Raw genomic sequence first — 1,967 nt, 5'->3', positions numbered from 1 at the left:
CGCGCCTTGAGCATGTCGAGCGCGACATCGACGATCATATCCTCCTGCCCGCCGACCATTTTGCGGCGGCCGAGTTCGACCAGGATGGTGCGGGTGTCGAGGCCGTAAGTTTCGGCCGCCTTTTCGGCATGGCGCAGGAAGCTGGAATAGACGCCGGCATAGCCGAGCGCGAGCGTCTCGCGATCGACGCGCACCGGGCGGTCCTGCAGCGGACGAACGAGGTCTTCCGCCGCATCCATCAGCGCGTTGACGTCGCAGCCATGGTTCCAGCCCTTGCGGTCGGCGGCGGCGATGAAGACCTCCAGCGGCGCATTGCCCGCGCCCGCACCCATGCCGGTCAGCGAAGCGTCGATCCGCACCGCGCCCTGCTGCGCCGCGACGATCGAGTTGGCGACGCCGAGCGACAGGTTGTGGTGGGCGTGAATGCCGCGCTGGGTTTCGGACTTGAGCACCCGGTCATAGGCCTCGAGCCGGGCCTTCACCCCGTCCATGTCGAGCGCGCCACCGCTGTCGGTCACATAGACGCACTGCGCGCCATAGCTTTCCATGAGGACGGCTTGTTCGGCAAGCTTCTCCGGCTCGATCATGTGGCTCATCATCAGGAAGCCCGACACGTCCATGCCCAAGTCACGGGCGATGCCGATATGCTGCTTGCTGACATCCGCCTCGGTGCAATGGGTGGCCACGCGGACCGAGCGCACGCCGATATCATAGGCGCGGCGCAGTTCCTCGACCGTACCGACGCCGGGCAGGATCAGCGTCGTCAACATTGAACGGGTGAGGACAGAAGCCACGGCCTCCAGCCATTCCCAGTCGGTATGCGCGCCGAAACCATAGTTGAAGCTGGCGCCATTCAGGCCATCGCCATGAGCGACCTCGATCGCATCGACGCCCGCATCGTCCAGCGCCCTGGCAATCGCCTTCACATGGTCGATGCCATACATGTGACGGATGGCGTGCATACCATCGCGCAGGGTGACGTCCTGGATGTAGAGCTTGTCGCCCGCTTCGACGTTGAATGTCTTGGTCATGCCGCCACCTTCTTTCCTTGCGCAATGCGCTGCGCCAGCAACTCGCCCGTCGCCTTGGCGGCGGCGGTCATGATATCGAGATTGCCCGAGTAACTGGGGAGATAATCCCCCGCCCCTTCGACTTCGAGCAGGATCATCGTCTTGATCCCGGTGAACTCGCCGCGGCCGGGGATCTTCAGTTTGTTGTTGTCGCCGAAGCGTTCGAACTGCACTTCCTGCTTCAGCCGATAGCCCGGCACATAGGCCTGCACCTTCTTCACCATCGCTTCCACCGAGGCGCGGATGGTTTCCTCGTCGGCGCCTTCGGAGAGGGTGAAGACGGTGTCGCGCATGATCATCGGCGGTTCGGCGGGGTTCAAGATGATGATCGCCTTGCCCTGCGCCGCGCCGCCGACCTTTTCGATCGCGCCCGCCGTGGTGCGGGTGAACTCGTCGATATTAGCGCGGGTGCCGGGACCGGCCGAGCGCGAGGAGACCGAGGCCACGATCTCGGCATAATGGACCGTCGCGACCTGGCTGACGGCTGCGACCATCGGGATCGTCGCCTGCCCACCGCAGGTCACCATGTTGACGTTCCCGGCGTCGAGATTGGCTTCGCCGTTGACGGTCGGAATGGTGTAGGGACCGATGGCGGCGGGGGTGAGGTCCACCACCTGCTTGCCGTCGGCGCGTAGCGCGGCGTCATGGACCTTGTGCGCATAGGCCGAGGTCGCGTCGAAGACGATGCCGATATCCATATATTCCGGCATGGCGCGCAGACCATCCAGACCTTCATGGGTGGTCGCCACGCCGCGCTCGCGCGCCATCGCCAGGCCCTCGGAGGCTTCGTCGATGCCGACCACCGCCACCAGTTCCATATTCTGCGGATATTTGATCATCTTGATCATCAAATCCGTCCCGATATTGCCCGATCCAATGATCGCGGCCTTCACCTTG

General features: G+C 64.0%; 2 protein-coding genes. Both read right to left on the bottom strand.

Annotated elements, in window-relative coordinates; genetic code table 11:
- On the bottom strand, positions 1 to 1,031 hold a 1,031-nt coding region (gene dmpG / locus AC58EF_RS28410), incomplete at its 3' end, for a 4-hydroxy-2-oxovalerate aldolase (protein WP_497279700.1).
- A partial coding sequence (locus AC58EF_RS28405; protein ID WP_497279698.1) for an acetaldehyde dehydrogenase (acetylating) occupies positions 1,028 to 1,967 on the bottom strand: 940 nt, incomplete at its 5' end. The genes AC58EF_RS28405 and dmpG, both read right to left, overlap by 4 nt.

It is taken from the genome of Sphingobium sp. WR1, from assembly GCF_059693745.1.
Note: the sequence above shows the minus strand (reverse complement) of the source record. Positions and strands in the feature narration are given on the sequence as shown.